Source organism: Roseovarius aquimarinus, assembly GCF_043661195.1.
GTDB lineage: Bacteria > Pseudomonadota > Alphaproteobacteria > Rhodobacterales > Rhodobacteraceae > Roseovarius > Roseovarius aquimarinus.
Genome location: NZ_JBIHMM010000001.1, coordinates 508,682 through 531,278 on the forward strand (window position 1 = coordinate 508,682; position 22,597 = coordinate 531,278).

Consider the following 22,597-nt stretch of genomic DNA (forward strand, 5'->3'; position numbering starts at 1 on the left):
GGTATTTGACCGCACGCTGATAGTCGGGCACATCGGGGCGAGACGGCTTTGAAAGGCATGGCATGAAGGTCATCATTTGCGGCGCGGGGCAGGTCGGCTGGCAGATCGCGCGGCACCTCTCGGGCGAGAACAACGATGTGACGGTCGTGGACAGCAATCCCGATCTGGTGCGCCGCGCGACCGATACGCTCGACGTGCAGGGCCTTTGCGGTTTCGCGAGCTATCCCGACGTTCTCGACCGCGCGGGGGCGCGCGATGCGGACATGATCATCGCGGCCACCTATTCGGACGAGGTGAACATGGTGACCTGCCAGGTCGCCCATTCGGTCTTCGCCATCAGCCGCAAGATCGCGCGTCTGCGCAGCCAGTCCTATCTCGACGCGATCTATTCCGATCTTTACCGGCGCGATCACATGCCCATCGACGTGGTCATCAGCCCGGAAAAGGAAGTGGCCGAGGCCGCGCTCCAGCGCCTCGCCGCGCCCGCCGCCTTCGACACCGAGAAATTCATGGGCGGCAAGGCGCAGCTCATGGGCCTTCGGCTCGACGAGGATTGCCCGGTGGTCAACACGCCGCTGCGCCAGCTTTCGGATCTTTTCTCGACCCTGCGCGTCGTCGTGCTGGCCGTGCGGAGGGACGGACGGCTCTTCGCGCCCGAGGCGGCGGACCAGCTTTTCGTCGGGGACGAGTGCTATGTCTTCGCGCCCAACGAGGATATTCCGCGCACGCTCGAGGTCTTCGGCAAGAAGGCGCCCAAGCAGGAGCGCGTGGTGATCCTCGGCGGCGGCAATGTGGGCCTTGCCGTGGCCAAGGCGCTCGAGGCCAGGGGCCGGGGATTGCGCGCCAAGGTGGTCGAGCGTGACCGCCGCTGCGCCGAGCGGGCGGCGGACGCGCTCGAGCGGACCATCGTGCTGAACGGCGACGCGCTCGACCGCGCGATCCTGACCGAGGCGGGCATCGGCAAGGCCGATGCGGTCCTCTGCGTGACCGACGACGACAAGACCAACCTTCTGGCCGCCGTGCGCGCCAAGTCCGAGGGCTGCCCCTTCGCCATCGCGCTCATCAACGACCCGACGCTCATCCCGCTGCTCGAACCCATCGGGGTCGACGCCTATATCAACCCGCGCGCCACGACCGTCAGCAGCATCCTGCGCCATATCCGGCACGGGCGCGTGCGGGGCGTCTATTCCATCGGCGACGCCGAGGCCGAGGTGATCGAGGCGCAGGTCATGTCCACCTCCTCGATCGCGGGCAGCATGATCCGCGACATCGACTTTCCCGAGGGCGTACTGGTCGGCGCGGTCCAGAAGGGCGACAAGATCCTCAAGCCGACGAGCGGGATGCGGATCGACGAGGGCGACGTGATCGTGATCTTCGCCATGGCCGACGATGTCGAGCGTGTGGAGCAGCTGCTTCAGGTCTCGATCGACTTTTTCTGAGCCATGCAGCGCCGCGCTCGCCTCCTGCGTCCATCGCCGCTCTCGCGGATGCCGCTGATCCTGATCCTCGCGGCCATCGTGTCGGTGGCGATGTTCGTGCCCGCGCTGCACGCGCTCTTTCAGGAAGAGCACACCGTCTCGCGCGCCTTCGGCTATTCGGGCGCGCTGGGGCTGGTGGTCATCGGGCTCATTGCGCTCGCGATGGGCGGCAACACGCGCCGCGAGGCGAGCGATCTCGACAACCTCATGTCGCTGAGCCTCGCCTTCATCGCGCTGCCGGTCTTCATGGCGGTCCCGTTCTACGAAGGGCTGCGCACGACCAGCTTTCTCAACGCATATTTCGAGATGGTCTCCTCGATCACCACCACGGGCGCGACGCTCTTCGACAAGCCGGGGCGCCTCGTGGACAGCCTGCATCTGTGGCGCGGCATGGTGGGCTGGATGGGCGGCCTTCTGATGTGGATCGCGGCCTCGGCGATCCTCGCGCCGCTGAACCTCGGGGGCTTCGAGGTGACGGCGACGGCCGAGCCGGGGCAGGGCGACGATCAGCAGGGCCGCTTTCAGCGCGCGGGCTCCGGCCGGCGCGTCTGGCAGATCACCACGGCCCTCGCGCCGCTCTATATCGGGCTCACGGGGGCGCTCTGGCTCTTTCTGGCCATCGGCGGCGACCGTCCGCTCGTCGCGCTCATCCATGCCATGTCCACGATGGCGACGAGCGGCATCTCCCCCATCGGCGGGGTCGAGCAGGCCGGATCGGGCATCGGCGGCGAGGTCATCATCTTCTTCTTCATGATGTTCGGCCTCTCGCGCCTGACCTTCTCGGCCGATACCGTCACCTCGGCGCGGCCCGGCCTGCACAACGATCCGGAATTCCGGCTCGGCATGCTGATCGTGCTGGGCGTGCCGCTCCTTCTCTTTTCGCGCCACTGGATCGGGGCGGCGAGCGCGGATCAGGTCGAGGACATCCCTTCCGCGCTGAGCGCGCTTTGGGGGGGCATGTTCAGCGTAGCCTCCTTTCTGTCGACCACCGGCTTCGAGAGCGCGCATTGGGATGTCGCGCGCGAATGGTCGGGTCTCGGCACGCCGGGCCTCATCCTGATGGGCGTCGCGCTCGTCGGCGGGGGCGTCGCTACCACGGCGGGCGGGGTCAAGCTCTTGCGGGTCTATGCGCTCTATCTCAACGGCCAGCGCGAGATGGAGCGCCTCGTGCATCCCAATTCGGTCGGGCGTGCGGGCGCGCGCAGTCGCCGCATGCGACGGCAGGGTGCGTTCGTTGCGTGGATCTTCTTCATGCTCTTCGCCATGACGCTCGCGCTCGTGACGGTGGTTCTGGCCGCGTTGGGCCTCGAATTCGAACAGGCGATCATCCTCGCCATCGCGGCCCTCTCCACGACGGGGCCGCTCACGCAGATCGCGGGCGAGGTGCCCATCGCGCTGAACCTCATGGCGCCCGCCGCCAAGCTGGTCGTCTGCGCCGCGATGGTGCTGGGCCGGCTCGAGACGCTGGCGATCATCGCCCTCATCAGTCCCAGCCTCTGGCGCGACTGACGGCGAGGGCAGGGCTTTCGCGCGGCAAGCCTTGGAAGCCATTTGATTTTAGGGCTGGAAACTCCAATCGCGGCGCTCCATATTGGGCATTACACACGCGCACGCCCGCATGCCGATCCGCGGCATATTGCAAGAATAATGGAATTTTGGGGACAACTATGGCAACCGACCGTCAAAACCTTCAGGACGCATTTCTCAATCAGGTGCGCAAGACCAAGACGCCCGTGACCGTCTTTCTCATCAACGGCGTCAAGTTGCAGGGTGTCATCACCTGGTTCGACAATTTCTGCATTCTGCTGCGCCGCGATGGCCAGTCGCAGCTTGTCTACAAGCATGCGGTCTCGACAATCATGCCGTCCCAGCCCATCAGCCTTTATGACGGTGATGATGCGGCCTGATCGGCCCGCCCCGAAAGTCCCTTCATGATCGACGACGACGAGTTCGAGCTGCGCCCCGATGCGGATGGCAGCTATGACACGCGCACACGCGACACCCGCGCCTGGGTGATCCATCCCGATATCTGGAAATCGGGCGGCCATGCGCGCCGGCCCGAGCTGGCTCTGGAGGAGGCAGTCGCGCTCGGCCACGCGCTTCCGGGCCTCGAAGTGCTGGGCGGCACGGTCGTGCGATTGCCGAAGGTTCATCCCGGCAAGCTCTTCGGCAAGGGCAAGATCGCCGAGTTGAAGGCGGAGTTCGCCGCCAACGACATCGAGCTCGTGCTGATCGACGGCCCGGTGAGCCCGGTGCAGCAGCGCAATCTCGAGAAGGAATGGGGTGTCAAGATACTCGATCGGACGGGCCTCATCCTCGAGATCTTCAGCGACCGCGCGGCGACGCGCGAAGGCGTCCTGCAGGTCGAGATGGCGGCGCTGAGCTATCAACGCACGCGGCTCGTGCGCGCCTGGACGCATCTCGAACGCCAGCGCGGCGGCCTCGGCTTCGTCGGCGGCCCCGGCGAGACCCAGATCGAGGCGGACCGGCGCGCCATCGACACGCAGCTCGTGCGCCTGCGCCGCCAGCTCGACAAGGTCGCCAAGACGCGCACGCTGCACCGCGCCGCGCGCGCCAAGGTGCCGTTTCCCATCGTCGCGCTGGTGGGGTATACCAACGCCGGGAAATCCACGCTGTTCAACCATCTGACCGGCGCGGATGTCATGGCCAAGGACATGCTCTTCGCCACGCTCGATCCGACGATGCGGCGCGTCGCGCTGCCGGGCGGCGGCCCCGAGGTGATCCTGAGCGACACGGTGGGCTTCATCTCGGATCTGCCGACCGAGCTTGTCGCCGCTTTCCGCGCGACGCTCGAGGAGGTCTTGAGCGCCGATGTGATCTGCCACGTGCGCGACATCTCGCATCCCGAGACGGAGGCGCAGAAGGCCGATGTCGAAGCCATTCTGGAGAGCCTCAAGGTCGACAAGGACGTGCCGCGCCTCGAGATCTGGAACAAGATCGACCTCATGCCGGAAGACGAGCGCGCGGCGCTCGTCACCCGCGCCGAGCGTACCGAGAATGTCGAGGCGATCTCGGCCGTGACCGGCGCGGGCGTCGAAGGGCTGATCGCGCGTCTGGGCGAGATGCTGAGCGGGGACGCGCGGCTCGAGGTGGTGGATCTGCCTTTCGCGGCAGGCGCCAAGCGCGCATGGCTTCACCGCCAGGGCGTGATCGAAGAGGAGAGCCAGGGCGAGGAGGGCTATCGCCTCACCGTGCGCTGGACCGCCCGCCAGCGCGCCGAGTTCGACGCGCTGAGATAGCTCACTCCGCTTCGGGCGTCAGCACCGTCACGCCCACGGCGCCCGCGCGGGCGAGGGCCGGATCGAGCGACATCGGGATATACTCGCCGCGCCGCCAGAGCTGCGCCAGATCGTCGTAATGCCGGCTCAGAAAATGGCCGGACTGGCCGGTCGAGATGATGAAAACGCTGCTGCCGGGATCGGCGAAATCATAGACACCCCGATAGCCCGCGGCATGGACGTTGTTGAAAGGATGCTCGCCCGTGCCCGAGGTGCGCCCGCGCTGGAGCGTGTTGTCGCCGCCGCCGGTCGATTGGCGGATATTCACGAAATAGCGCAGGCCCGGCACGTCGCCGAGAACCGGATGGTCATGCGTCGCCTGATGCGCGTCCCCCCAGCGCAGCGATTCGAGCGCGGTGCCATAGCGGTCGGTGATCCAGACCAGCGCATCGTCGAGCGCGAGCCGCGCGATGTCGGTGCAGGTCTCGACCGGGTTCGACTGCTTGACGTCGCACCATGCGCTGGCGCCGTCGATATCGCGGAAGACGCGCTCGACGAAGACGGGGTCGGTATGCGTGAACTCGTCCGCGAGCGGGCCGAGCTCGTCCTTCGCGAGGCGCTGGCCGAGCGCGCGCAGCCAGGCGGCATAGATCAGCGGCTCGGGGCGGTGCTCGTTCATCTCGCCGTTCCATTCGGCCAGCAATTCGAGCGCGCGCTGGCGCAGACGCTGCGGCGTGCCCTCGGGCGCGCTTTCGCCGGTGAACCACAGATCGGCGCCGATCAGCGGCAGGAGCGAGCGCGCGGTGAAGCTGACCGTGTCGAGCTGCGCCTCGACGAAGCTGTCGCGCGTATGCACCTCGCGCCCCTGCATCAGGCGCTGCCAGCGATGGATGCGCTGCGTGTCGCCCCAGAGGAAGCTCACATGGCTGGGAAAGGGGCGGTCCACGATCTTGTTGTTCGTATTGCCGAGGATGCCGCCCGGCGGGTCGATGAATTCGGGATTGGCCGAATAGGGATAACGCCCTTGCCAGCGGTTCTGCGGCAGCCAGCCACGGCTCGGAAGGCGCCCTTCGGTGTCATGCGCGGCGCTGCGGCGGGGCATGGCGCCGACGAGCTTCATGGCAATGCGCCGGTCATCCGCCACCGTCAGCACCTGCGCGGGGGCAACGAACTCCTCGCCCGCAGCCAGCGCCTCGTCCACGTTCTCGGCGCGCATGAGCGCGATCCCGGCGCTCATCGTCGTGTCGCGCGGGCTGAGCGCGGTCCAGGAGACGCTGGTGACATGGCCCGGCGGCGTGATCGTGCCGAGCCCGAATTGCGAGCCGGGCAGAACGGGGCCGTTCTCTGTCGCGCGGAGGGTCAGCGTCACCGGCTCCTCGCCCGCGATGGTGATGATCGAGCGGCGGGTGGTGAAATCGGCCCAGCCATCGGGCGTGCGGTAGCGGTCGGGGTTTTCGGGATCGACCTCCTCGATATGCACGTCGAGATCGTCGAGATAGGCCGAGGTGATGCCCCATCCAAGCCGGTCGCTGCGCCCCGAAAGCACGAGCGGCACGCCAGGAATGGTCGCGCCGATCACGCCGCCCGAGGCGAGTTCGAGCCGCGCGAGATACCAGATCGAGGGAGCGGTGAGGCCCAGATGCGGATCGTTTGCCAGAAGCGTGCCGCCCGAGGCCGAGCGCGCCGGCGCGGCGGCGAAGGCGTTCGACGCGCCCGCCAATTCGGGCGGCGGGGCGGGCGAAAGCGCGTTCGCGGGCGGGGCGGGCGCCTCGGCGAAGCGCGGCAGGGCCCCCGGCGCGAACCAGCTCGAATAGCGCGGCAGGGCGGCGATGCCGCTGCCGGGGGCGTCGGGCATGATGTCCTGAAGCCGCGCGGGATCGTCGAGCGCGAGCGAGGTGCGCGCACGCAGCACCTCGTTGCGCAGATGGGGCGACAATTGCACGGCCATGAGCTTGATGATGGCGATGGAATCGGCGGGCACCCAGGGCGCGATCGGGGCGTTGAAGACGAACATCTCGGGCGCGCCGCGCCCCAGCGCGCTCTCGTTGATTTCGGTCAGGCGCGCGTTGACGCCGCGCGCATAGGCCTCGAGCGCGGCGCGCGTCGCCGGATCCTGCCATTCGACCGAACGGCGCGCGGCGCCGTAGATGTCGAAGCGGCGCAAAAGCTGATCCGTGCCGAGCGTGCGCGGGCCGAAAATCTCGGAAAGCCGGCCCTGCGCCGTGCGCCGCAGCACCGTCATCTGCCACAGACGGTCCTGCGCATGCGCATAGCCAAGGGCCTGGAACACGTCCTCCTCGGACTGTCCGAAGATATGCGGCACGTTCGCGTTGTCGCGCACGATCTCGACCGGGGCCGACAGGCTCGGAACGGTGAGGCGCGCTTCGTAGTCCGGCAGCGAGCGCGAGAGCAGGAAATAGAGCCCGACGACACCGAGGACGCCGAGCACCAAGAGCCCCGCCGCGATCCGCATCAGCCATTTGAAAACCGTCGCCATGCCGCGCTGCCTTGCCTCTTTGCCCTGCCGACCCGTGGTCGTGCCCTTGTCGCCTCGTGGCCGAGGGGATAGTCAGAAAGGATCTAAAGGACAATGGCCGCGCAAGGCAATGTGAACGAGGAGAGCGCAACCATGGCGAAGCTGGCATTTCTGGGACTGGGCGTGATGGGCTATCCGATGGCGGGGCATCTCGCCGCTGCGGGACATGAGGTGACGGTCTACAACCGCACGGCCTCCAAGGCCGAGGCCTGGGCCGCCGAGCATGGCGGCGCTTTCGCGCCGACGCCGCGGGCGGCGGCCGAGGGCGCGGATTTCGTCATGGCTTGCGTCGGCAATGACGACGATCTGCGCGAGGTCTGCCTCGGCGAGACCGGCGCCTTCGCCGGGATGGACCGGGCCGCCACCTTCGTCGATCACACCACCGTCTCCGCCGCCGTCACGGCCGAGCTCTACGCCGCCGCCGCCGATGCCGGCATCGCCTTCGTGGATGCGCCCGTCTCGGGCGGGCAGGCAGGCGCGCAGAACGGCCAGCTTTCCATCATGTGCGGCGGCGACGAGGCGGCCTATGCCGCCGCCGAGCCGATCATGAACACCTATGCCAAGTTCTGCCGCCGCATCGGCGCCTCGGGCGCGGGTCAGATGACAAAGATGTGCAACCAGATCGCCATCGCGGGCGTGGTGCAGGGCCTGAGCGAGGCGCTGCATTTCGCCGAGAAGTCTGGGCTCGACGGCGCGGCGGTGGTCGAGGTCATCAGCCAGGGCGCGGCGGGAAGCTGGCAGATGGTCAACCGCTCGGGCACGATGCTGGACGGGCATTTCGAGCATGGCTTCGCGGTGGACTGGATGCGCAAGGATCTTGGGATCTGCCTCAAGACGGCGGACGAGACCGGCGCGTCCCTGCCGCTCACGGCGCTGGTCGATCAGTTCTACAAGGACGTCCAGAAACTGGGCGGCGGGCGCTGGGACACGTCGAGCCTCATCGAGCGACTGCGCAAGATGGGCTGAGGCCCGCGCGGCCTTCGGCGGCGGGATTTGCGGGCATTCAAGGCAAACGGGCGCGGGCAGAGGATGCCGGCGCCCGTTTTGCTTGTCTGCTCCGCTTGTCTATTCGGTGAGATAGGGGATCGGATCGAGGCTGTCGAAGCCGTTGCGGACCTCGAAATGCACGGCGGCGGGGCCGCTCGACGGGATCTTGGCGATCGCCTGCCCACGGCTCACCGCGTCGCCCGTCTTGACCGAGACATTGTCCACGTTCGAATAGACGGTCAGCAGGTTGTTGGCGTGCTTGACCACGATGATCGGCGTGCCCTTCGTGTCCTTGGTGATGGCCGCGACTGTGCCGCCATCTGCGGCCTTGACGGGCGTGCCGGGGCTGGCCGCGATGTCGATGCCGTCATTCTTGCCTTTCGCGTAGGGCCGTACGATATCGCCGACGACCGGATAGCTCATGCGCGCCTTGGGCGCCGAGGCGGTCGTCTGCTGTTGGCCGAGATCGGGGGCTTCTTTCGGCTCTTCCTTGGCCACGGCGGCGGGGACGGTGTCCTCCTCGGGCAGCGGCTTGGCGGCGCTCGGCGGCTCGGGCGTGGGCGTGCCGGCCCCCGGAAGCTGCGTTGCGGGCACATCATTTGCATCGAAGCCCGCGCGGCGCTCGCCCGGAAGGGCGACGGGGATGATGAGATACTGCCCTTCGCGCACCGAGAAATCCGAGCCGAGCCCGTTCCACTCGGCGAGGCTGCGGATCGACACGTCATAGAGGCGCGCGATGGTATAGGCGGTCTCGCCGCGCGCGACCTTGTGGCGGATCGGCTCGGCGCCGCTCTGGCGCTCGGCGGGCTCGAGGCTGCTCGTCTGGATCTGGCTGGCCGAGGCATTGTCGATCGCGGCGCCCGCGATCTGGGTGATATCGCTCCCGCCCGGCTGGATCGGGCCGCCGGCAGGTTCGGCCACGCGGCCGGGCAGGGCGATCACCTCGCCCTGGCGGAGCGGATCGGAGGGCTGGATGCCGTTGTAGCGCGCCAGCTCGTTCGCGTCGGTGCCGATGCGCTGCGCGAGGCTCGAGAGCGTGTCGCCGCGCCGCGCCACCGCGACCTGGTAGCCGGGATAGGAGATGATGCCGCGCGCGTCGGGCTCGGGGCGGTCCGCCGTCGCGGTGCGCGCCGCCGGGGCGGTATCCAGCCCGCCGATGGGACCGCGCAGGTCGAAATCCATCGTGTCGCCGCAGGCCGACAGGGCGAGGGCGCAGCTTCCGGCCATGAGGACGCTCAGGCGGGTGCGGCGCGTATGGGGGCGCGATTGGCTGCTCATATCGGTCTCGTCCTCGTGTTTCGTCCCGCGCCTGTCGCGGACCATTCGCCTCATGTCTCCGCGCGGCTCTCAGGCCGTGTCGCGACCCAGCCCCTCGATCAGCGGAACGAAGCGGACGGGGCGCAATTCGTCATAGTCGAAACCGCCCTCGTGCCGCGTGACGCGGATCAGTCGCTGCACCGTGTCGGACTGGCCGACCGGCACGACCATGATACCGCCGATTTTGAGCTGGGCCAAGAGCGGTCCGGGCGGATCCTCGGCGGCGGCGGTGACGAGAATGCGGTCGAAGGGCGCCTGCTCGGGCAGCCCGAAGCTGCCATCGGCGGTCAGCGCGGTGATGTTGGTCAGATCGAGCGCGCGGAAGATCTCGGTCGCTTCCTGCACGAGGCGGCGATGCCGGTCGACCGTGTAGACGCGCCGCGCCAGCAGCGACAGGATCGCCGCCTGATACCCCGAGCCGGTGCCGACTTCGAGTACCTTGTCGCGCCCGCTGAGTTTCAGCGCCTGCGTCATGAGGCCCACGATCGAAGGCTGGCTGATGGTCTGCCCGCAGGCGATCGGCAGTGGCATGTCCTCATAGGCGCGGTCGGCGAAATAGCCGCGGATGAACGGGCCGCGGTCGATCCGCTCCATCGCGTCGAGCACGCGGCTTTCGGTGATCCCCTTCGAGCGGAGCGCGAAGAGGAACTGCATCTTGCGTTCGGCGGGATCGTCCTCGGGCATGGTCATTCGATCGCCTTGAGCCGCTCCAGGATGTCATGCGCGGTCAGGTCCGCGCGCATCGGCGTGGCCGAGATATAGCCGTCGAGATTGACCGCCGCGTCCGAGCCGGGCGAGGTGGGCTGCTGCTGCGGCGCGCCCGTGACCCACAGGAACCGGCGCCCCGAGGGCGACAGATGCGGCTCGACGCCGAAGCCCATGTCGCGCCGGAAGCCTTGCGGCGCGGCCTTGAGACCCTTCACTCCGCTGGCGGGGACGGGCGGGAAATTCACATTGTAGAAGATGCCGTAATCGTCATCCGTCCAGACGCCCTTGTCCAGTAGCCGCTGCACCGTGCCGAGACCGTGAACGCGGGAGGCCTCGAACGTGTCGCCGAGATCCTTGTTGGCGGGGCCGTAGAATTGGCTGAGCGCGATGGCACGGATGCCGTTCAGCGCGGCCTCCATCGCGGCGCCGAGCGTGCCGGAATAGACCGCATTCTCGGCGGCGTTGTTGCCCCGGTTGACGCCCGAGAGGACCAGATCGGGCGGGTTGCCCTTGAGGATGTCGTGAAGGCCCGCCAGCACGCAATCGGCGGGGCTGCCCTGCACGGCATAGCGGCGCGGGGCCATCTCGCTGACCATCATCGGCTGCGTGTAGGAAATGGCATGCGCGACGCCCGATTGCTCGAAGGCGGGCGCGACGCACCAGACCTCGCCCTCGGGGCCGGCCAGCGCCTCGGCGATCTCGGTCAGGACCGCAAGGCCGGGCGCGTTGATGCCATCGTCATTCGTGATGAGTATGCGCAAGAAACCGCCTCCAACAGTGACCTTGCGCCGTGTCTATCGACACGGGCCGTGGCGGGCAAGCCTCGGCGGGCGCAGGCGCGCGCCTAGCCGACCAGCGACAGCAGCCTGCGGGCTTCGCTCTGGACATCGGCGAGGCTCTCGCGGTCCTCGCCGGGGTAAAAGCGCGCGCGGGTCGCCGTCGCCATGGGGGCGGGGCTGACGATATGCACCTTGGGGCCGTGCTTGGCGCTCTCGGCCTGCCAGGAGCGGGCGAGCGCGATCTGCGCGGCCTTGGTCGCACCATAGGCGCCCGCGAATTTCTCGCCGGCCTTGAAATCCTCGAAGAACATGGCCTGACCGTCCTCGCCCAGAAGCGGCGCGATGAAGGGGATGAGATGGCCCATCGCGTTCATGTTCGTGGCGACGGACTTGTCCCAATCGCGGCTGTCGATATGCATCGCGGGCGAGAGGGGCGCCGCGTGGATGGCGGTATGCGCCCAGAAATGAATGCGTCCCCAGCGGTCATGGATGCTGCGGCAAAGCTGGCGCATCGCATCGACGTTGGTGATATCCATCGGCGCGAGCGTGGCCGAATGGCCGGCGGCCTGAATGCGGTCGTCGAGCTCCTCGAGCGCGCCGGTGGTGCGCGCGACGGCGACGACATGATGCGAGGCCGAAAGCTCGAGAGCGAGCGCCGCGCCGAGGCCGCGCGAGGCGCCTGTGATGAGGGCTACTTGTGTCATGGCCGCGGGTGTGCACCCGGCGCGCGGCGGCGTCAAGAGGGGCGGAGGCGCCCGCAGGCTGTAGGCCGTCCCAGGCCTGCCGAGCATCGCCGGCGCTGGACAGTGCTGCGGTGCAGCACTAGGTTTCTCGGAGGGAGGTGACGAGGCCAGCAATCATGGCTTCATAAGCCGCGAGGTGTATGTGATGCGCTCGAAGCCTGCCCCCACAGCCTTTGATATTCGGCGGCTATGGAGCGCTGACAGCACGATCCTGATCGAGCATTTTCAACGGCTGGACACCCAGACGCGCCACATGAGGTTTGGCGGCCCCGTCTCGGACAGCTTCGTGACCGATTACGCGGCGCAGGCGCTCTCCATCGACTCCGTGATTTTCGGGGCTTTCCCCGATGGCGGGTTGCGCGGCGTTGCGGAACTACGCGGCATTCTTGGCATGTGGCCGAAGCAGGCCGAGATCGCCTTGCTTGTCGAGCCCGACTGGCAGGACGGAGGCATCGGGGACGCGCTTCTTGGCCGGGTTATAGCGGCCGCGCAGAACCGCGGCATCAATAAGGTGCACATGCTTTGCTTGCGCGAAAATGCACGGATGCAGAGCCTCGCGCGCAAGCATGAAGCCGAATTGATTTTCTACATCGGCGATGTTGAGGCGACCCTACAGCCGCCTTGGCCGACGCCCATGTCCGTCTTCGAAGAGGTCTATGGAGATCCTCATGGCTATTTCAGGGCGGTTTTCCCGCTAGGTCCATGGCTGCCGCGCCGGTCGGAGTGAGTCACCTGCGCCGATCACTCCGCCGCCTTCAGCTCGAACCCCTGTTCGATCTGGTCCGACGGGCGCACCGGGTATTCGCCCGAGAAGCAGGCATCGCAATATTGCGGGCATTTCGCATTGCGCCCTTCGGCCTCGCCCACGGCACGATACATGCCGTCGAGCGAGATGAACTTGAGGCTGTCCACGGCGAGATGCTGGCGCATCTCCTCCTCGCTCATCGTCGCGGCCAGAAGCTTGTCGCGCTGGGGCGTGTCGACGCCGTAGAAACAGGGCCAGGCGGTGGGCGGGGAGGCGATGCGGAAATGCACCTCCGCGGCGCCCGCATCGAGGATCATCTCGCGGATCTTGCGGCTGGTCGTTCCGCGCACCACGCTGTCATCGACGAGGATCACGCGCTTGCCCTCGATCAGGGCGCGGTTCACGTTCAGCTTGAGGCGCACGCCCATATTGCGGATCTGCTCGGTCGGCTCGATGAAGGTGCGGCCCATATACTGGTTGCGGATGATGCCCATCGCGTAGGGGATGCCCGATTGCTGGCTGAACCCGATGGCGGCGGGCACGCCCGAGTCGGGCACGGGGCAGACGATATCCGCCTCGACAGGGCTTTCCTTGGCCAGCTCCACACCGATCTGGCGGCGCGTCTCGTAGACGCTGCGATCGCCGATGATGCTGTCGGGGCGGCTGAAATAGACATGCTCGAAGATGCAGAAGCGCGATTTCTGCTTGCGGAAGGGATGATGGCTCTCGACGCCGCTCTTGGTGATGACGACCAGCTCGCCCGGCGCGATCTCCCGGATATACTTGGCGCCGATGATGTCGAGCGCGCAGGTTTCACTGCTGAGCACCCAGCCGTCGCCGACTTGGCCCAGCACCAGCGGGCGCACGCCCAGAGGATCGCGCACGCCGATCAGCTTGGTGCGGGTCATCGCGACGACCGAGAAGGCGCCCTCGACCCGGCGCAGCGCATCCTCCATCCGCTCGGGGATGGTGCGTTGGAGCGAGCGGGCCATGAGGTGGATGATGCACTCGGAGTCGGAATTCGACTGGAAGATGCTGCCTCGCTCGATCAGCTCCTTGCGGAGCGCCATCGCGTTGGTGATGTTGCCGTTATGCGCGATCGCCGCGCCGCCCATCGAGAATTCGCCGAAGAAGGGCTGCACGTCGCGGATCACCGGCATCTTGCCGCCCGAGGTGGAATAGCGCACATGGCCGATGGCCAGTTCGCCCGGCAGCGTCTCCATCAGGCTCTGCTTGGTGAAGTTGTCGCGCACATAGCCGAAGCGGCGGGCGCTGTTGAACCCCGCCGTCGCGTCGTAGCTGACGATGCCGCCGGCTTCCTGTCCGCGATGCTGAAGCGCGTGAAGACCGAGCGCGGTGAAGTTGGCCGCGTCGGGCACGCCGATCACGCCGAAGACGCCGCACTCCTCCTTCAGCTTGTCGCCATCATCCGCATCGCGCAGATAGGATGTGTCGAAGGGATGGGCGGGAGGCATGAGTTTGGTCAAAGCGGCGCTCCGAATCCGGTTTTCACAGATGCGTCACACATAAGGACTGATGGCGCCCGTGTCACGGCATGATCTCGGGGAAGTGACTACCAGCGCGACAGCACCACGCCCGCTCCGACCAGCGCGGCGGCCAGCACGCGCATCGGATTGATGGCATGCTGCGCCGCGCCGAACGCGCCGAGATGATCGAGAAGGAGCGCGGCGCCCATCTGCCCGAAGATCATGAGCGATGCGGTGGTCACGACGCCGAGGATCGGCACGCTCCAGAGCGCGGCAAAGACATAGACCGCGCCGAGCGCGCCGCCGATCAGCAAAAGGGCGGGCACTTGTCCGATGCGCGCGAGGCTCGCGCCTTCGCCGATGAGGAATGTCGCCACCAGAAGGATCGCGAAGCCGACCCCGAAGGACACGGTGGCGGCCCCGATGGGGCTGCCGATCCCGCGCCCGAGCGCCGCGTTGATCGGCGCTTGCGCCGCGACCATCGCGCCCGCGACGGCCATCAGGATCGTCGCGACAAGGATCTGGTTGTTCACGTCGTTCTCATCCCGGCAGTTACTGCGCAGGCTCCGCCGGAGCGATGGTCGTGCCTTCGGGGGCATCGATGCCGGTCTCGACCGGGCCGCCGTCGCAATTGCCGACCAGCGCTTCGTATTGTGCGGTAATCCAGCCCAGGGCCTGCTCGGGATTGCCGTCCTCGATCTTGCCGGTCATCTGCCCGAAGACGCGGGCCGAGCGGCTGTCGTCGATCATCTGGATATCCTGGCCCGTCACGACCGTGTCGTAGACGAAATAGGCGATCGCCACGAGAAGCACGCCGCGCGCGACGCCGAAGACGAAGCCGAGGCCCTGATCCAGCCCGCCGAGCGCGGAGCGCTGGACGAGCGACGAAAAGAGCGGCGTGATGAAGGATGCGACGATGAGCGCGACTGCGAAGACGAGGGCGAAGGCGCCGATCATGCTCAGCTCGCAGCTATCGGCGATGAAGTCGCCGATCATCGGGATTTCCTTGACCAGCGGCTCCACCTGCGGCGCGAAGATGAAGGCGAGCATGCCCGCGACGACCCAGCCCGCGATGGCCAGCGCCTCGCGCACGAAGCCACGGCTGTAGGCCAGAAGCGCCGACAGCACGATAACGAGCGCCACAACGCCGTCGATGATGGTAAATCCGTCCATTGCCGCCCCGATCCTGATGCGCGTGCTATCCCGCGCCGAAAATGTCACCCACGAAACCGGTCAAGTCCGCCGCACGCGTCAGTCTCAGACCACTCTTCCCGCCGGATTTTCCGCCCTCGGGAAGGATTGCCGCCGTGAAACCAAGTTTTTCGGCTTCTTTCAACCTGTTTTCGGTCTGTCCCACCGGACGCAGCGCGCCCGAGAGGCTGATTTCCCCGAAAACGACCGTATCGGCGGGCAGGGCGGCGTCTTCCCGCGCAGACATGAGCGCGGCGGCGACGGCAAGATCCGCCGCAGGCTCGGTGATCTTCATGCCGCCCGCGACGTTGAGATAGACGTCGAGCCCCGCGAAGGGGATGCCGACGCGCGATTCCAGCACCGCCAGAATCATCGACAGGCGCGCGCCGTCCCAGCCCACCACGGCGCGGCGCGGCTGGCTGTGCGGCGAGGGCGCAACAAGCGCCTGAAGCTCGCACAAGACGGGCCGCGTGCCCTCGATCCCGGCGAAGACGACCGATCCCGGCGAGGGCGTGCCGCGCTCGCCCAGAAACAGGGCCGAGGGGTTCGCCACCTGCGCGAGGCCCCCGCCCGTCATCTCGAAGACGCCGATCTCATCCGCAGGGCCGAACCGGTTCTTGACCGCGCGCAGGATGCGGAACTGGTGCCCGCGCTCGCCCTCGAAATAGAGCACGGTATCGACCATGTGCTCGACCACGCGGGGGCCGGCGATCTGGCCGTCCTTCGTGACATGGCCGACGAGGATGACGCTCACGCCGCGCCGCTTGGCGAAGCTGGTCAGCTCATGCGCGGCGGCGCGCACCTGGCTGACGCTGCCGGGCGCGCTGCCGATCGTGTCGAGCCACATGGTCTGGATCGAGTCGATGATGACGAGATCGGGCTTTTCCGCCTCCATCGTCGTCAGGATGTCGCGCAGGTTCGTCTCGGAGGCGAGCTTGACATCCGCGCCGCCGAGGCCGAGCCGCGTGGCCCGCATGCGCACCTGCGCGCTCGCCTCCTCGCCCGAGACGTAGATGATCTTGAGCCCGCGGCCCGCGAAACTGGCTGCGGCCTGTAGAAGAAGCGTCGACTTGCCGATGCCCGGATCGCCGCCGACGAGGATGGCCGAGGCCGGCACCAGGCCGCCGCCCAGCACGCGGTCGAGCTCGTCCATGCCCGATCCGGTGCGCGGCGGCGGCGCCTCACGGGCCGACAGATCGGAGAGCGTCATGCCCTTGCCACGGCTCGCGCCCAAAGAGTTGGCGGCGGGGCCGGCGCTCAGGCCCACATCCTCCTCGATCGTGTTCCACGCCCCGCAGGCGTCGCAGCGCCCCGACCATTTGGAATGGACCGCGCCGCAGGCCGTGCAGGTGAAGGAGGGTTGGTTCTTTGCCATGCGCCGCTCATGCCCCAGCTTGGAGGGGCAGTCAAATGCCCGTTCGCGTCATTCCGCGGCGGTCTTGGTGACATCGACGAGGCCGCGATGCGGCGCGCCGCCACCCAGCTCGGGCAGGACGGTCTTGAGATCCTCCTTGAGCCGTCCGAGCTGGCTGCGCGCGACGCTCTCGTCCAGATCGACCCGCGCCGCCCAGTGCTTGAGTTCCTGGCAGACCAGCTTGGCCTTCTCGAGCCGCGCCTCGAAGGCCTCGATTTCCTGCTGGCGCTGGATCAGGAAGGCGCGGGCGCGCGCGACCTTCTCGTCGGAATAGGTCTCGGCCAGCTCGCGGCTGAGATAGGACATCTGCGCCGCCACCTCGAGCATGGCGGGCTCGAGCGTGCCGAGATCGGGATGCTCGTTGAGATGCGCGAGGCGCGCGCGCACGGCGTCGAATTCCGAATGGATACCGAAGGCGCCCGAGCGGTCGGCGGCATGCGCCAGCGCATAGGCGCGCGCCACGTCCTCCATGTTGATCGCAAAACGGCGATGCGAATTCTCGAGCTTCATGATGCGCGCGTTCGACGGCAGGAAGAAACAAAGCATGACGGCAAGAAGCGTCACGCCGATCTGAAAGACCTGTCCGGCATGGGCGTAGTCCCGATCGCCGAGCCGCACGCTGAACTCGAGCCAGGGCCAGATCCCGAGCGCGGCGAGCACGCTTGCGAGTATCAAGGTGAGTGTCGCGACCACGATCACCGCGAAGGCGATCCGTTGCAGCATCGCCTGCGCCAGCTTGAGCGCGGGTTTGGTGTGAGCCGGCATCTTATCCCCCCAGACAATAGCCTCGTTCAACCTGTCGGCGATATTATGCCGATTGAGGCGCAACACGAAGGGAATAATGAAAAATCGACCGATCAGGCGCGCCACGTGACCGAATTGCCCGGATTTCGACCGGTTGTTTCGCGGCAAGGGACAATGGCGTGCGGCGCGGCGCGGCTCAGCGCACCGCCTCGATGGGGCCGGTCGCGCGCCCGTGGATGAACTGATCGAGATAGGGATCGCCCGAGGCGTCCATCTGCCCGACCGGGCCGGTCCATTGGATCACGCCGTCATGCAGCATGGCGATGTTGTCGGCGATGGCGCGCACCGAGGTCATGTCATGGGTGATCGTCATGGCGGTCGCGCCCATTTCCGTCACGATCTCGCGGATGAGATCGTTGATGACGCCCGACATGATCGGATCGAGGCCCGTCGTCGGCTCGTCGAAGAAGATGATCTCCGGCTCGGCGGCGATGGCACGGGCGAGGCCCACGCGCTTTTGCATGCCGCCCGACAGCTCGGCGGGAAACTTGTCGGCCTGCTCGGGCGTGAGGCCGACGCGGCGCAGCTTCTCGATGGCGATCTCGCGCGCCTCGGCGGGCGGGCGCTTGAGCGCGCCGCGCATCAGGCGAAAGGCCACGTTCTGCCAGACGGGCAGCGAGTCGAAGAGCGCGCCGCCCTGAAAGAGCATGCCGAACCGCGCGAGGAAGGCATCGCGGTCGCCCTTGGTCACATCCGCGCCGTCGAGCGTGATCGTGCCGCTGTCGGGCGTCACGAGGCCGAGGATGGATTTCAGCAGGATCGACTTGCCGGTGCCCGAGCCGCCGATGACGACCATGGACGTGCCGCTCTCGATGGTCAGATCGACGCCGCGCAGGACGTGGTTCGAGCCGAAGGATTTATGAACGCCGCTGAGGTTGATCATGCCGAGAAGAACACCTCCGTCAGCACGTAGTTGCTGGCGAGGATCAGCACCGAGGCGGCGACGACGGCTGCCTTGGTCGCGCGGCCCACGCCCTGTGCACCCCGGCCCGAATTCATCCCGCAATAGCAGCCCATCAGCGCCACGATGAAGCCGAAGACCGCGCCCTTGATCATGCCGCTGATGACGTCCCACGCCGTCAGGAAGTCGAGCGTGTTGTGCATGTAGGTCGCCGCGTTGAAGTCGAGCCGCCCGATGGCCACGAGAAAGCCGCCCATGATGCCGATGATGTCGCCCACACCCACGAGGAGCGGCACGGCGAGCGTCGCGGCCAGCACGCGGGGCAGGGTGAGATATTTCATCGGATTCGTGCTGAGCGTGGTCAGCGCGTCGATCTGTTCGGTCACCTTCATCGTGCCGATCTCGGCAGCGATGGAGCTCGCCACCCGCGCCGCCACCATGAGCCCGCCCAGAACGGGGCCAAGCTCGCGCGTGAGGCCGATGGCGACGATGGACGGCACGACCGTCTCGGCGTTGAACCGCGCGCCGCCCGCATAAATCTGAAGCGCCAGCGCGCCGCCGGTGAACAGCGCGGTAAGGCCGACGACGGGCAGGGAGAGCCAGCCGATCTGGACCAGCGCCTGCATGAACTCGCGGCCGTAGAAGGGCGGGCGCAGAAGATGCGAGACCGTCTCGCCCGCGAAGATCGCAACGCGCCCGGTGCCGGCGAGCGCGCCGAGCGCGGCGCGCCCGAGAAGCGCCAGAAGATGCAGGATCGTCGTCATCCGCCCGTGTATCGCCTTGTATAGCGCGCTCCGAGCGCGGTGAGGATCTCGTAGCCGATCGTGCCCGCGGCATCGGCCACGTCGTCGATACCCTGATCCGGCCCCATGAGCGAGAGCGTTTTGGGATCGTGCGGCAGATCCGTCACATCGACGCCGATCAGATCCATCGACACGCGCCCCGCGAGCGGGCAGCGCATGTCGTCCGCCCAGACCGCGCCGCGCGGCGACAGGGCGCGGAAGATGCCGTCGGCATAGCCCGCACCGATCGTGGCGATGCGGCTGGGCCGCTTGGCGATCCATGTCCCGTTATAGCCCACGGCCTCGCCCGGCGCGACGTCGCGGCACTGGATCACCGGAATGTCGAGCGTGGCCACCGGGCGGGCATCGGCGAAGGGCCGCCCGCCGTAGAGCCCGATGCCCGGGCGCGTCACGTCGAAATGATAGGCACGGTTGAGCAGAACGCCGCCCGTGTTGGCGAGGCTCAGCGGGCAATCGAGACCGGCGGTCATCTCGCGGAAGAGGGCAAGCTGGCTGCGGTTCGCCTCGTCGCCGGGGATCTCGGATGCGGCAAGATGGCTCATGATGAGCTGCGGCCCCTGCGCGACGGCGATATCGCGCACGGCGGACCACTCGCTCTCCTCCATGCCGAGCCGGTTCATGCCCGTATCGAGCTGGAGCGCGAAGGGATGCCCCGGCAGCGCCTCGAGATGGCGGATCATCTGGTCGAGCGAATTGAGCACCGGACACAGGTCCATGTCGCTCAGCATGTCGGCATCGCCCGCCATATGGCCCGAGAGCACATAGATGACCGGGCCGGGGCCGAGCGCCTGGCGCAGGCTCGCGCCTTCCTCGGCGACGGCGACGAAGAACGTGCGCGCGCCCGCCCGGGCCAGCGCGCGGCCCACCCGCGCGGCGCCGAGGCCGTAGGCGTCGGCCTTGACCACCGCCGCCGTCTCGGCGCGGCTCATCGCGGCCAGAACCTGCCAATTCGCGACGAGCGCGTTCAGATCGACGGTGAGGATGGCTGTGCTCATGGGCGGCGTTGTGACACGGGCGCGGGCAGGGTCAAGGCCAAAGCGGCGCGGTGCGCGTCAGAAATCCTGATCGCCGCCGCCGCCACCGTTTTGCCAGGGCTGCACGAGATTGCCGAAGCGCGTGAAACGCCCCTCGAAGCTCAGTTCGACCGTGCCGATGGGGCCGTGGCGCTGCTTGCCGATGATGACCTCGGCCTTGCCGTGCAGGCGCTCCATCCGCTCCTGCCACGCCGCCATTTCCTCGAGCTTGTCGTCCGAGGGCTTCTCGCGCTCGACGTAATATTCCTCGCGGAAGACGAACATCACCACGTCGGCATCCTGCTCGATCGAGCCCGATTCGCGCAGATCGCTGAGCTGCGGGCGCTTGTCCTCGCGGCTCTCGACCTGGCGCGAGAGCTGCGAGAGCGCGATGACGGGGATATCGAGCTCCTTGGCGATGGCCTTGAGACCCATCGTGATCTCGGAAATCTCGTTCACGCGGTTTTCGCTGCGCCCGGTGCCGCGCACGAGCTGGAGATAGTCCACGATCAAGACGTCGAGGCCGTGGGTCCGTTTCAGACGCCGCGCGCGCGCCGCAAGCTGGCTGATGGGCAGGGCGGGCGTGTCGTCGATATAGAGCGGGCAGGATTCGAGCTGTTTGGCGGCATCGACGAAGCGGCGGAATTCGCCCTCGGTCATGTCGCCGCGCCGGATCTGCTCGGACGGCACTTCGGAAGCCTCCGAAAGGACGCGCGCCGCGAGCTGCTCGGCGCTCATCTCGAGGCTGTAGAAGCCCACGACGCCGCCCTCGATCGCGCCTTCGGTGCCGTCGGGCCGCGTGCCGCGCCGGTAGGCCTTGGCGATGTTGAAGGCGAGGTTGGTGGCGAGCGACGTCTTGCCCATCGAGGGACGCCCGGCGAGGATCAGAAGGTCCGACTTGTGCAGGCCGCCCAGCTTCTTGTCCATGTCGATGAGGCCGGTGGAGACGCCGGCGAGACCGCCCTCACGCTGATAGGCGGCGTTGGCGACATTAACCGCATCCGATACCGCCTTGAGAAAGCTTTGAAATCCACTTTCAGTTTGGCCTTGTTCGCTCAGCTTGTAGAGCATCTGCTCGGCTTCGACGATCTGGTCCTTGGGCTCGCTGTCAACATCCATTCGCGCGGCCTTGCCGGCGATATCGTGCCCCAGATTGATGAGCTCGCGCCGAATGGCGAGATCGTAGATCATCTGCGCGTAGTCACGCACGGCATAGGTCGAGATCGCGGCGCCCGCCAGATTGACGAGATAGGCCGGACCGCCCAGCTCCTTCAGACCCTCGTCCTCCTCCATGAAGGCCTTGAGCGTCACCGGCGAGGCGAGATTGTTCTTGGCGATGCGGGCGGCGGCGGTCTCGAAGATGCGGGCATGGACCGGATCGTAGAAATGCTGCGGGCCGATGATGCTGGCGATGCGGTCGAAGACATCGTTGTTCGTCAGGATCGCGCCCAGAAGCTGCTGCTCGGCCTCGATCGAATGGGGCATCGTGTCGGCGGCTTGCACCTCGGCACCCGCCGCGGCCCCGGTCGCGTTGAAGGTGGTGATCTCGTTCATGATGCGGTCCCCGGCTGCTCGGCCCTGCTCATACAGTCAGGGCAGGCGCCGGGGCAAATGGTATAAGTCTGTGGATAATTGCGCGGCGCCAAGCTGCACTGCATATTGCGGCGCGAAAGGCATTCATGTCAACATCTGGTGGCGCGGCGCGCCCGACGTGGCGAAAAAACAACGCGCTCAGGCGCGCGCCTCCTGCCAGGCGCGGGGCGCTTTGAGAAAGGCCTCGACCTCGGCCAGCGTCGCGTCGTCGAAGGTGCCCTGCGCGCGCGCCTCGGACAGCACGTCCCACCATGTGCAGAGGTGATGGAGCGTCACACCATGATCGCCCAGCGTCTTCTGGGTGTCCGGAAAGATCCCGTAATAGAAGATCACGGCCGTATGCGCGCAGCGCGCCCCGGTCTCGCGGATGGCGTCGACGAAGCCGATCTTGGAGCCGCCATCGGTCGTCAGATCCTCGACCAGAAGCACGCGCTGGCCTTCGGTCATCGTGCCCTCGATCCGCGCGCCGCGCCCGTGGCCCTTGGGCTTCTTGCGCACATAAGTCATCGGCAGCGCCATCCGCTCGGCCATCAGCGCGGCGAAGGGAATGCCCGCCGTCTCGCCGCCCGCGACGTTGTCGAAGGCCTCGAACCCGGCGTTGCGCATGACGGTGATGGCCAGGAAATCCATCAAGGTGCTGCGGATGCGCGGATAGGAAATGAGCTTGCGGCAGTCGATATAGGTGGGGCCGGGCAGGCCGGAGGAATAGATGTAGGGCTCTTTCGCATTGAAATGAACGGCGCCGATCTCCAGCAGCATGCGCGCGGTGAGGCGGGCGATCTCGTCGGCGGAAGGGTAGGTGCTGGGGATCATGGGTGCGGTCCTTGGTGATGCGTGTCGGATATCGCCTTCGGCGAGG

21 protein-coding genes are annotated in these 22,597 nt (G+C 67.2%); 6 read left to right on the forward strand and 15 right to left on the reverse strand.

The features are described from left to right. The first annotated feature begins 62 nt into the window (after positions 1 to 62). The 4 genes from trkA to hflX all read left to right on the forward strand — a co-directional run bounded on the left by trkA (position 63) and on the right by hflX (position 4,738). Positions 63 to 1,439, forward strand: coding sequence for a Trk system potassium transporter TrkA (gene trkA, locus ACGRVM_RS02470; RefSeq protein ID WP_377169039.1), 1,377 nt, complete (start codon positions 63 to 65; stop codon positions 1,437 to 1,439). Positions 1,440 to 1,442: 3 nt separating this feature from the next. Beyond that, positions 1,443 to 2,987: a TrkH family potassium uptake protein gene (locus ACGRVM_RS02475; RefSeq protein ID WP_377169037.1), complete on the forward strand. Its 1,545-nt coding sequence runs from the start codon at positions 1,443 to 1,445 to the stop codon at positions 2,985 to 2,987. Between the two features lie 158 nt (positions 2,988 to 3,145). Next, a complete protein-coding gene (hfq, locus tag ACGRVM_RS02480) occupies positions 3,146 to 3,385 on the forward strand; it encodes an RNA chaperone Hfq (protein WP_076533031.1) in 240 nt (79 codons plus the stop codon). 24 nt (positions 3,386 to 3,409) lie between these two features. Beyond that, on the forward strand, positions 3,410 to 4,738 hold the full coding sequence (hflX, locus tag ACGRVM_RS02485) for a GTPase HflX (protein ID WP_377169033.1): 1,329 nt from the start codon (positions 3,410 to 3,412) through the stop codon (positions 4,736 to 4,738). A gap of 1 nt (position 4,739) precedes the next feature. Here hflX and ACGRVM_RS02490 read toward each other — a convergent pair whose 3' ends face one another. After that, positions 4,740 to 7,214, reverse strand: coding sequence for a penicillin acylase family protein (locus tag ACGRVM_RS02490; RefSeq protein ID WP_377169031.1), 2,475 nt, complete (start codon positions 7,212 to 7,214; stop codon positions 4,740 to 4,742). A gap of 132 nt (positions 7,215 to 7,346) precedes the next feature. On the opposite strand from ACGRVM_RS02490, the gene ACGRVM_RS02495 reads away from it, so the two are divergent. Continuing rightward, on the forward strand, positions 7,347 to 8,219 hold the full coding sequence (locus ACGRVM_RS02495) for an NAD(P)-dependent oxidoreductase (RefSeq protein ID WP_377169029.1): 873 nt from the start codon (positions 7,347 to 7,349) through the stop codon (positions 8,217 to 8,219). Positions 8,220 to 8,318: 99 nt separating this feature from the next. Here the strand turns inward: ACGRVM_RS02495 and ACGRVM_RS02500 are convergent, their stop codons facing one another. From ACGRVM_RS02500 to ACGRVM_RS02515, 4 genes are all read right to left on the reverse strand, one after another. Then, positions 8,319 to 9,518 (reverse strand): peptidoglycan DD-metalloendopeptidase family protein, encoded by a 1,200-nt coding sequence (locus ACGRVM_RS02500; protein ID WP_377170030.1) that lies wholly within the window; start codon positions 9,516 to 9,518, stop codon positions 8,319 to 8,321. A 69-nt stretch (positions 9,519 to 9,587) separates the two neighbouring features. After that, on the reverse strand, positions 9,588 to 10,247 hold the full coding sequence (locus ACGRVM_RS02505) for a protein-L-isoaspartate(D-aspartate) O-methyltransferase (RefSeq protein ID WP_377169027.1): 660 nt from the start codon (positions 10,245 to 10,247) through the stop codon (positions 9,588 to 9,590). Further along, positions 10,244 to 11,026, reverse strand: coding sequence for a 5'/3'-nucleotidase SurE (gene surE / locus ACGRVM_RS02510; protein WP_377169025.1), 783 nt, complete (start codon positions 11,024 to 11,026; stop codon positions 10,244 to 10,246). Before surE ends, ACGRVM_RS02505 begins: the two co-directional genes overlap by 4 nt. Before the next feature lie 83 nt (positions 11,027 to 11,109). Then, positions 11,110 to 11,748: an SDR family NAD(P)-dependent oxidoreductase gene (locus ACGRVM_RS02515; protein WP_377169023.1), complete on the reverse strand. Its 639-nt coding sequence runs from the start codon at positions 11,746 to 11,748 to the stop codon at positions 11,110 to 11,112. A gap of 184 nt (positions 11,749 to 11,932) precedes the next feature. On the opposite strand from ACGRVM_RS02515, the gene ACGRVM_RS02520 reads away from it, so the two are divergent. Beyond that, complete coding sequence (locus tag ACGRVM_RS02520; RefSeq protein ID WP_377169021.1) at positions 11,933 to 12,514, forward strand: GNAT family N-acetyltransferase; 582 nt, start codon at positions 11,933 to 11,935, stop codon at positions 12,512 to 12,514. 14 nt (positions 12,515 to 12,528) lie between these two features. Here ACGRVM_RS02520 and purF read toward each other — a convergent pair whose 3' ends face one another. The 10 genes from purF to ACGRVM_RS02570 all read right to left on the reverse strand — a co-directional run bounded on the left by purF (position 12,529) and on the right by ACGRVM_RS02570 (position 22,551). Further along, positions 12,529 to 14,007, reverse strand: coding sequence for an amidophosphoribosyltransferase (purF, locus tag ACGRVM_RS02525; protein ID WP_377170027.1), 1,479 nt, complete (start codon positions 14,005 to 14,007; stop codon positions 12,529 to 12,531). A gap of 98 nt (positions 14,008 to 14,105) precedes the next feature. Continuing rightward, entirely contained in the window at positions 14,106 to 14,552 is a 447-nt protein-coding gene (locus ACGRVM_RS02530; RefSeq protein ID WP_377169019.1) for a DMT family transporter, read from the reverse strand. 19 nt (positions 14,553 to 14,571) lie between these two features. Further along, a complete protein-coding gene (locus ACGRVM_RS02535) occupies positions 14,572 to 15,192 on the reverse strand; it encodes a CvpA family protein (RefSeq protein WP_377169017.1) in 621 nt (206 codons plus the stop codon). A 25-nt stretch (positions 15,193 to 15,217) separates the two neighbouring features. After that, positions 15,218 to 16,585 carry a DNA repair protein RadA gene (gene radA, locus ACGRVM_RS02540; protein ID WP_377169015.1) on the reverse strand — a complete coding sequence of 456 codons (1,368 nt, stop codon included), beginning with the start codon at positions 16,583 to 16,585 and terminating at the stop codon, positions 15,218 to 15,220. A 48-nt stretch (positions 16,586 to 16,633) separates the two neighbouring features. After that, positions 16,634 to 17,389, reverse strand: coding sequence for a DNA repair protein (locus tag ACGRVM_RS02545; RefSeq protein WP_377169013.1), 756 nt, complete (start codon positions 17,387 to 17,389; stop codon positions 16,634 to 16,636). 175 nt (positions 17,390 to 17,564) lie between these two features. Next, positions 17,565 to 18,311, reverse strand: coding sequence for an ABC transporter ATP-binding protein (locus ACGRVM_RS02550; RefSeq protein WP_377169011.1), 747 nt, complete (start codon positions 18,309 to 18,311; stop codon positions 17,565 to 17,567). Next, positions 18,308 to 19,093 carry an MlaE family ABC transporter permease gene (locus tag ACGRVM_RS02555; RefSeq protein ID WP_377169009.1) on the reverse strand — a complete coding sequence of 262 codons (786 nt, stop codon included), beginning with the start codon at positions 19,091 to 19,093 and terminating at the stop codon, positions 18,308 to 18,310. Before ACGRVM_RS02555 ends, ACGRVM_RS02550 begins: the two co-directional genes overlap by 4 nt. Continuing rightward, positions 19,090 to 20,127 carry an alanine racemase gene (gene alr / locus ACGRVM_RS02560; RefSeq protein ID WP_377169007.1) on the reverse strand — a complete coding sequence of 346 codons (1,038 nt, stop codon included), beginning with the start codon at positions 20,125 to 20,127 and terminating at the stop codon, positions 19,090 to 19,092. Before alr ends, ACGRVM_RS02555 begins: the two co-directional genes overlap by 4 nt. Before the next feature lie 57 nt (positions 20,128 to 20,184). After that, positions 20,185 to 21,699 (reverse strand): replicative DNA helicase, encoded by a 1,515-nt coding sequence (locus ACGRVM_RS02565; RefSeq protein WP_377169005.1) that lies wholly within the window; start codon positions 21,697 to 21,699, stop codon positions 20,185 to 20,187. Between the two features lie 177 nt (positions 21,700 to 21,876). After that, the gene (locus tag ACGRVM_RS02570) at positions 21,877 to 22,551 is read right to left on the reverse strand and encodes an orotate phosphoribosyltransferase (protein WP_377169003.1); all 675 of its coding nucleotides are present in this window, start codon (positions 22,549 to 22,551) and stop codon (positions 21,877 to 21,879) included. Positions 22,552 to 22,597: the final 46 nt, after the last annotated feature.